Origin of the sequence: Mesorhizobium sp. M5C.F.Ca.ET.164.01.1.1 (genome assembly GCF_004792125.1) — a bacterium.
Lineage (GTDB): Bacteria > Pseudomonadota > Alphaproteobacteria > Rhizobiales > Rhizobiaceae > Mesorhizobium > Mesorhizobium wenxiniae.
This window is the reverse complement of sequence record NZ_SRTG01000001.1, coordinates 2,869,400-2,877,438: the sequence shown is the minus strand read 5'-3', so window position 1 is coordinate 2,877,438 and position 8,039 is coordinate 2,869,400. Positions and strand designations below refer to the sequence as shown.

Genomic DNA, 8,039 nt, shown 5'->3' with positions numbered 1-8,039 from the left:
CCAAGGCGAGCGGCGACAGCCGGCGACACCGGCTTCTTCTCGCGGATGATGTCGTAAAGCTGCTGGCGCGAGATTCCGAGCAGGTTGGCGATTTCCACCTTGGTCTTTCCGGTCGCCGGGATAATGTCGTCAAGCAGCTCTCCGGGGTGGGAGGGGCAGCGCTCCATCGGACGCTTTGGCTTATACACGCTCATAAATCGACTTCTCCATCTGGCCGCCTTAATGGTACTGTTCGCCTCAGAACCGGTCTGAGCCTGTCAGAGGCGATATTCGCACCCGATGACGGTTGGGCGCTCGGCCGGATCGGGCCGACTACCTGGCAGAGCTATGTCGCGGCTACCCACTATCCCATGGCGTGGCGGATTGCCTTGGACAGACGGCTAAGGAATGCCGGTCTAGACGATGCGTCGAGCTTCCACGACAGCACCGCCGTTGCCATTTTCCGTGGCAACACCCCGACTGACAGGAACCAGGCGGCAAGGACGGCGCGCCGCCGCAGGGACGCCGTCATTTCGAGGCTGGCGACGGCGCCCGCCGCCCCGAGCGCCAGCCGGGAATCATTGGCCACGGGATGCCGGCGTCTGTCTGCGCACAGCGACGCCAGCCGCTCTTCCAGATGGACCGGATCATGGCGGACAGCCTCCGACGGCGCGATTGTTAAGCCGATCCCGGAGGCTTGATCCGACAGCGCCTGCATGCGGCGGAAATCGTGGGTTACCCTCCAGCGCGCCCGCTCGGCGAGCTTTTCACCGAAGACCGAATGGTTGGCGCCGTGGATCCGGTAGGCGCCGACGCATTCCTCAATGGACTGGACGTGCCCGTACATGGGCGCCAGCGTTGCAAGATAGCCGTCGGCGCCCTGGCGGAACTCCGGCTCTGGAATCGGCATGATCGATTCCAGGGTTGTGCGGTCAAAGGCCAGCCCGCTGGTGACGGTTGTCTGGTAGCGGCCCTTGTGCAGGAGTTTCGGCATGACGTCGCCGCTGTCGAACGGCAGTTCGGGCGGCGGAAAGACGTCCTTGATGCGTTGCCGCTCGTCGACGATATGCAGCCTGGACTGCACCTGGGCCGTTGCCGCATCCCAGTTGTCGACGATCGTGGAAACAGCGGTCGGATAGAGATAGTCGTCGGCGTCGAGGAACAGGACGATCTTGCCCGAGCTTGCCGCAAAGCCGGTGTTGAACGCGGCGGCATGCCCGCCATTTTGCACTCGCGGGCATGCGACGATCTCGTCGCGATAGGATTCCATGATTGTCGTGGAATTGTCCTGCGACGCGTCGTCGACGACGATGACTTCGACGTCCGCGTAGTCCTGCTCAAGGGCGCTGTCGATGCTGCGTTTGAGGAAACGCGCGTAATTGTAGTTCGGGATGATGATGGATACCGGAATCCTCGGTAAAGACTGCATCGCGTTTGACCTCGCATCTTGCTTTGGTTTCGGCAAAAGCCCGCTCACGGGCCTGCCCCCTCTTCAAGCGCGACGAGTTCCTGAGAGGAAAGCCTGCGCCTTCGTCAGGAGACGGGTCACGTCTCTTGCGACTTCGTACTGAGGCCGCCATGCCTTCGAGGGCTGCCGCCTTGGTCAAGGTAGTGGGCGGCGCCAGCAAAAGCTCCGACGTTTCGGCCGGTCGCAACCGAGCCCGACGGAAAAGTCTCGCCTTCGGTCGCGATCAGGTCGGGATCGAAGCGGACGGACACCTTGAAGGCATGGCGGATACTGACCTTCAAATACGGCTGGAACAAGCCCCGCGCCGAAGACAGGGCCGCAAATCTATAGCGTTTCAGGCGGCATGTAGCCTTGGGACGGCGCTGACGTCCACTTCGCGCTCCGCATGCCAGGCATCGTGAGCGGCCTGCATCCTGAGCCAGTTCGCGGCGCCGTCGCCGAACATCTTGCCAAGGCGAGCGGCGACAGCCGGCGACACCGGCTTCTTCTCGCGGATGATGTCGTAAAGCTGCTGGCGCGAGATTCCGAGCAGGTTGGCGATTTCCACCTTGGTCTTTCCGGTCGCCGGGATAATGTCGTCAAGCAGCGCTCCGGGGTGGGAGGGGCAGCGCTCCAGGGTGGGACGGGCAGCGATCCATCCCGAGGCTTGGCGAGCGCTCCGGCAGGCCGGCTGCGTCTGTGTCGTCGCCGGGCCAGGCGCCGGCAAGACCGAGTTCTTGGCGCAGCGTGCGGTTTATCTGCTCGAGACGGGTGCTTGTCCGTCGCCCTATCAGGTCCTCGCCATTTCGTTCAAGAGCGACGCGGCCGACAATCTCGCAGGCGTGTGCGGCGGTGTCCGCCCGAGTTGGCGGGCCGCTTCGTCTCGCACACCTTTGACGCCTTCACTAAGGGCTTGGTCGACCGCGTCACCACCGCCAAGCGTTCTAGGGCTTGTCGGCTTCTTGTCGGTCGCGGAACGGATCTTCGGTTTGCGCGTTTGCGGGCATAGACGTTTGCGGGCATAGAAGTCGGCGTGGCCGAGAAGATGTCCCTCGGGTCATGTACAACGGGCGCTGCGATCCGAAATGCACTCCGTGCAACAGCCACTGATGTCCGGGCGGTGAAGTCGTCCCAAAAGAGGTACATGCATGCGCGCGTTCTCTATTTCATCGGATGGGAAACTTGCAATTACGGCGAGCGAGACTTCGTCGAAATACGATTTCGACTATTTAATAGGTAAGTGGAACATCAGAAATCGTACATTGAAGGAACATTTGACCGGCAGCGACGACTAAGTTGGCCTAAACGATCTCGCCCTATTCGAGTCGGGGCGATCGTATTCCATATTGCGGAGTATGCGGGCCTACTGCCCGACGATGCGAATGCCTGTGCGCGCGACTGCAAAGAGCCCGGCGGCTCTTGACCACCAATCGGGCATGATCGTGCTTGATGATTGTCCGCTTTGTTCGGCTCCCAGGTGCAATTGGATGGCTGGATAACTACACTCTCACGTCCGGGAACGTTCGGTTTGGATTTAAGGCCGAACGCTCATTGACCAGATTAGCGTCCAATTTCGGCGAATTTCCTTCGGATCGCTCCAGACAACCGACTGACCAGTTTTGGGCGAAACAGACGTTCGCAGGAATCGGTAGGCCCTTCCGCCATACGAGTTCGAATCCTTGCCGGTGGAATGGCGCGCCGGGCAGGATTCCAACCATCGGCTTAGAAGGCCGGCGCTTTGTCCCGAAGCCGGCGGCGGGCCGGCTCCGGGATATGACCATGCAGCCTGAACAATCAGGCGGCCTGCAGCCCTGGCACCGACAGGTCAGCTTCCTCCGGCAAGTCGCCAGCCATCGCGGCAGCGAACTTGGTCTGGTCGAGTTCGCCTTCCCAACGCGCCACGACCACGGTCGCCACCGCATTGCCGACGAAGTTGGTCAGCGCCCGGCATTCCGACATGAAGCGGTCGACGCCGAGGATCAGCGCCATGCCGGCGACCGGCACCGTGGGTACGACCGAGAGCGTCGCGGCGAGGGTGATGAAGCCGGCGCCTGTGATGCCGGCGGCACCCTTGGAGCTCAGCATGGCGACGGCGAGCAGCAGGACCTGGTCGCCGAAGGTGAGCGGCGTGTCTGTCGCCTGCGCGATGAACAGCGCGGCCAGCGTCATGTAGATGTTGGTGCCGTCGAGGTTGAAGGAATAGCCGGTCGGAACGACCAGGCCGACCACCGAGCGGTTGCAGCCGGCGCGCTCCATCTTGGCCATCAGGCCGGGCAGTGCCGCTTCCGAGGACGAGGTGCCGAGCACCAGCAGCAGCTCTTCCTTGATATAGCGGATCAGCGCCAGGATCGAGAAGCCGTTGTAGCGGGCGACCGCGCCAAGCACCACCAGCACGAACAGCAGCGCGGTCAGGTAGAATGTGCCGATCAGCATGGCGAGGTTGGCGATCGAGCCGATGCCGTATTTGCCGATGGTGAAGGCCATGGCGCCGAAGGCGCCGATCGGCGCGGCCTTCATCAGGATGGCAACGAGGCGGAAGATCGGCGTGGTCAATGCCTGCAGGAAATCGACGACCGGGCGGCCGCGGTCGCCGACCAGTGCCAGGGCGAGCCCGAACAGCACCGAAAAGAACAGCACCTGCAGGATGTCGCCCTTTGCGAAAGCGCCGGTGATCGTGTCGGGAATGATGTTCATCAGGAAGCCGACGATGCTGGTGTCGTGCGCCTTCTCGGCGTAGGCCGTCACCTTTGTGGCGTCGAGCGTGGCCGGATTGATATGCATGCCGGCGCCGGGCTGGACGACATTGGAGACGACGAGACCGACGACAAGCGCCAGCGTCGAGAACACCAGGAAATAGATCATCGCCTTGCCGGCGACGCGGCCGATCTTCTGCAGGTCGGCAACGCCGGCGATGCCGGTCGCCACCGTCAGGAAGATCACCGGCGCGATCACCATCTTCACCAGCTTGATGAAGGCGTCGCCGAACGGCTTCATCGCCTCACCGGTTTCGGGATAGAAATGGCCTAGAAGCACGCCGGCGGCGATCGCCGCCAGCACCTGCACATAGAGATGCCGGTAGAAGGGAAGTTTGCCGCGCGGCTCGGCGGCAGCGAATGCTGTCTGCATGACGTCCTCCATTGTGCTCCGATCGAAAGCTCGACCTCCCGGAGCAATTGCATTGACCCCCAGCAGCCTCGCGACCGCTGAATTCGTGTTTGCAACTGCCGTGCCAGACTGCGTGGAAGAGAATTTGTCATTGATTTTATTGAGTATTGTCGAACTCGAGGTTTCGTTTCGCACATCGAACGTGCGGGTATTCGCATAGCCGAATTGTGCTTTGTGCGAAAACATGCACAAATGGCTGATGCTGCAACGCCCCGCCGCTGCCCCGTTTTCAAAGCCCGAATCGTCGACGCCCGAGCAACTCCGCAAGCGGGCGCGCCGTGCCTGGCTGCTGTTTGCGGCCATCGCCCTTGCGATCGCCACGGCCGCACTTTACGGCGCCGGTCTCTATGGCCGCACCACGGAGGTTGGGGCACTGGCGGCGCAAGGCCGCACCGATGCCAATTTGAAGGTCGCGCTGCTGCGCGCCGTGCTGGAGAGCCCGCGCGCCCTGCCCCTGCTTTTGTCGGAGGACCAGCAGGTGCGCGACGCGCTGGCACAGAAAAGTGCTGCTGCGGTCGATGTGCTGAACCGCAAGCTTGAAGGGCTGGTCTCAGGCACCAAGGCTTCGGTGCTCTATGTCATCGGCAACGACGGGCTGGCGATCGCCTCCAGCAACTGGCGCGAGCCGATCAGCTTCGTCGGCAACGACTACCGATTTCGCGATTATTTCTCCGGCGCGATGCGGGCCGGAACTGCCGAATACTTCGCGCTCGGTAATGTCAGCAAACGCCCCGGTCTCTACATCTCGCGCCGCGTCGGCGATGATGCCGCACCGCTCGGCGTCGTTGTCGTCAAGGCGGAGTTCGACCAGCTCGAGGCCGACTGGCACGAGGCGAACCGCCCGGCCTATGTCAGCGACGAGAATGGCGTCGTCCTGATCACCAGCGTGCCGTCCTGGCGCTTCATGACGACCGGGCGGCTTGCCGGGCCTGATCTTGCCGCCATTCAGAACAGCCAGCAGTTCGGCGACGCACCGCTGATGCCATTGCCGATCACGCGCCCGCAGGCGCTCAGCCCGGACGTGTCGATCATCCATGCGGTGACGCCCGGCGGCAACGAGGCGGAATATCTCAGGCTTTCAACGCCGGTCCCTTCGACTCCCTGGCGGCTCGACTATCTCGTCCCGGCCGAAGCGCCGATCGCCGCCGCGGTCCGCGAAATGCGGCTCCTTGCACTCGGCGTCATTGTCCCGTTGCTCGGCCTTGCTGCGTATCTGTTGTGGCGGCGGCAGTCGGGGCAAATGCGGATCGCCGCCGAACAGGCGGCGCGCACCGAGCTCGAACGTCGCGTGATCGAACGGACCGAGGATCTGAGCCGCGCCCGCGATCGGCTGCAGGCCGAAATATCGGGCCATCGCAGCACGGAAGCCAAGCTGCAGGTGGTGCAGCAGGATCTGGTCCAGGCCAACCGCCTCGCCATCCTCGGCCAGGTCGCCGCCGGCGTCGCCCACGAGATCAACCAGCCGGTCGCCACTATACGCGCCTATGCCGACAACGCCCGCGTCTTCCTCGACCGCAAGCAGACTTCGCCGGTCGAGGAAAATCTCGGCGCCATCGCAGCACTTACCGAACGCATCGGCACCATTACCGAAGAATTGAAGGCCTTTGCCCGCAAGGGTCGCACCGCCGCCGAGCCTGTCGAATTGCGCGGCGTCATCGAAGGCGCCGTGGTGCTGTTGAGAAGCCGCTTTGCCGGCCGGCTCGACGCACTGGCAATCGACCTGCCGCCGCCGAGCCTCAAGGTCATGGGCAACCGGGTCCGTCTCGAACAGGTGCTGATCAACCTCTTCCAGAACGCGCTCGAGGCGTTGGAAGGCCGCGACGACGCTCATGTGCGGGTTTCGGTCGACGAGACGGCGGACGGCGTGACGGTCGGCGTGTTCGACAACGGACCGGGCATTCCGCCCGCAATCCTAAGATCGCTGTTCACGCCGTTCAACACATCCAAGGAAAAGGGCCTCGGCCTTGGCCTCGTCATCTCGAAGGATATCGTCGCCGATTATGCCGGACGCATCGAGGTTTCGAGCGACCATCGCGGCACCCGCTTCACCATCCATCTCTTGAAAGCAGTGTAGTGGCAAAGGCAGCATGACCAACGACGACGCAGCGCCGGTGATCCTGATCGATGACGACAGCGATCTCCTCAGGGCCACCGCGCAGACGCTTGAGCTTGCCGGCTTTTCGGTATCGGCTTTTTCGGTGGCGGCCGAGGCGCTGGCCAGGCTCGACGCCGGCTTTGCCGGCGTGGTGGTGTCGGATATCCGGATGCCTGAGATCGACGGCTTGCTGCTTTTCGATCGCGTCCTGCGGCTGGACGCGGACATTCCGGTCATCCTCGTCACCGGGCATGGCGACATCGCGGTTGCCGTGAAGGCGATCAAGGACGGCGTTTACGACTTCATCACCAAACCCTTCGCCGCCGACCGGCTGGTGCAGAGCGTGCGCCGCGCGGCGGAAAAGCGCCGTCTAGTGATGGAGAACCGCGCCTTGCGCGAAGCGGCCGGAGAAGCGCAGGACGGCCTGCCGCTGATCGGCCAGACGCCGGCGATGGAAAGGCTGCGCCGCACCCTGCGCCAGATCGCCGACACCGATGTCGACGTGCTGGTGACCGGCGAGACCGGCTCCGGCAAGGAGGTGGTGGCAAGCCTCTTGCATCGCTGGAGCCGCCGCGCCAGGGGCAATTTCGTTGCGCTGAATTGCGGCACGCTGCCGGAAACGGTCATCGAGAGCGAGTTGTTCGGCCATGAGGCCGGCGCCTTCACCGGCGCGCAGAAGAAGCGGATCGGCCGCATCGAGCACGCCAGCGGCGGCACGCTGTTCCTCGACGAGATCGAAAGCATGCCGGTCTCGACACAGGTGCATATGCTGCGCGTGCTGGAGATGCGCGAGGTCACGCCGCTCGGCACCAACGAGTTGCGGCCCGTCGACATGCGCGTGGTTGCGGCCGCCAAGGTCGATCTCGGCGATCCGCGCCAGCGCGGCACGTTCCGCGAGGATCTCTACTACCGGCTCAACGTGGTGACGATCTCCATCCCGCCGCTGCGCGAGCGCCGCGACGACGTCGCCCTGCTGTTCTTCTACTTCGCCGAGCGCGCCGCCGCCCGCTTTCGGCGTCCGGTGCCGGCGTTGCCGGCCTCGGTGCACCGCCATCTCAGGGAGCATGACTGGCCGGGCAATGTGCGCGAGCTGGCGCATTTCGCCGAGCGGTTTGTGCTTGGATTGGAAGAAGACGCTGGAGCGCCATCCCCTGGCCCAGCCCGGCCGGATGCCGACATGAAGCTGCCGGAGCGGCTGGAGCGCTACGAGGCCGACATCATCCGCGAGACGCTTGGCCGCAACGAGGGCGACGTCAGGCGCACGATCGAAGCGCTGGGGATTCCGCGTAAGACTTTCTACGATAAGCTCCAGCGCCACGGCATCGTGCGCAGCGAGTTTTCCAGGTAAAGGGC

The 8,039-nt window shown here is 63.6% G+C and carries 6 protein-coding genes and 2 pseudogenes; 4 read left to right on the top strand and 4 right to left on the bottom strand.

Going from position 1 to position 8,039, the window contains the following annotated elements:
- The 3 genes and pseudogenes from EN807_RS14100 to EN807_RS14090 form a co-directional block, all read right to left on the bottom strand.
- Nucleotides 1-194 (bottom strand): annotated as a pseudogene (locus tag EN807_RS14100) (addiction module antidote protein, HigA family); the annotation flags it as partial.
- Nucleotides 195-343: 149 nt separating this feature from the next.
- A complete protein-coding gene (locus EN807_RS14095) occupies nucleotides 344-1,408 on the bottom strand; it encodes a glycosyltransferase family 2 protein (protein ID WP_135935346.1) in 1,065 nt (354 codons plus the stop codon).
- A 373-nt stretch (nucleotides 1,409-1,781) separates the two neighbouring features.
- Nucleotides 1,782-2,081 carry a HigA family addiction module antitoxin gene (locus EN807_RS14090; protein WP_135935874.1) on the bottom strand — a complete coding sequence of 100 codons (300 nt, stop codon included), beginning with the start codon at nucleotides 2,079-2,081 and terminating at the stop codon, nucleotides 1,782-1,784.
- Between EN807_RS14090 and EN807_RS14085 the strand changes: the two genes are divergently transcribed.
- Nucleotides 2,020-2,451 carry a UvrD-helicase domain-containing protein gene (locus tag EN807_RS14085; protein WP_246684090.1) on the top strand — a complete coding sequence of 144 codons (432 nt, stop codon included), beginning with the start codon at nucleotides 2,020-2,022 and terminating at the stop codon, nucleotides 2,449-2,451. The genes EN807_RS14090 and EN807_RS14085 overlap by 62 nt on opposite strands.
- A gap of 282 nt (nucleotides 2,452-2,733) precedes the next feature.
- Nucleotides 2,734-2,822, top strand: a pseudogene (locus EN807_RS14080) (glutathione S-transferase family protein); the annotation flags it as partial.
- Between the two features lie 398 nt (nucleotides 2,823-3,220).
- Here the strand turns inward: EN807_RS14080 and EN807_RS14075 are convergent.
- The gene (locus EN807_RS14075) at nucleotides 3,221-4,564 is read right to left on the bottom strand and encodes a dicarboxylate/amino acid:cation symporter (protein ID WP_135935345.1); all 1,344 of its coding nucleotides are present in this window, start codon (nucleotides 4,562-4,564) and stop codon (nucleotides 3,221-3,223) included.
- 226 nt (nucleotides 4,565-4,790) lie between these two features.
- On the opposite strand from EN807_RS14075, the gene EN807_RS14070 reads away from it, so the two are divergent.
- Nucleotides 4,791-6,665, top strand: a complete 1,875-nt coding sequence (locus tag EN807_RS14070) for an ATP-binding protein (RefSeq protein WP_135935344.1) — start codon at nucleotides 4,791-4,793, stop codon at nucleotides 6,663-6,665.
- A gap of 13 nt (nucleotides 6,666-6,678) precedes the next feature.
- On the top strand, nucleotides 6,679-8,034 hold the full coding sequence (locus EN807_RS14065; protein ID WP_135935343.1) for a sigma-54 dependent transcriptional regulator: 1,356 nt from the start codon (nucleotides 6,679-6,681) through the stop codon (nucleotides 8,032-8,034).
- The last annotated feature ends 5 nt before the right edge of the window (nucleotides 8,035-8,039 follow it).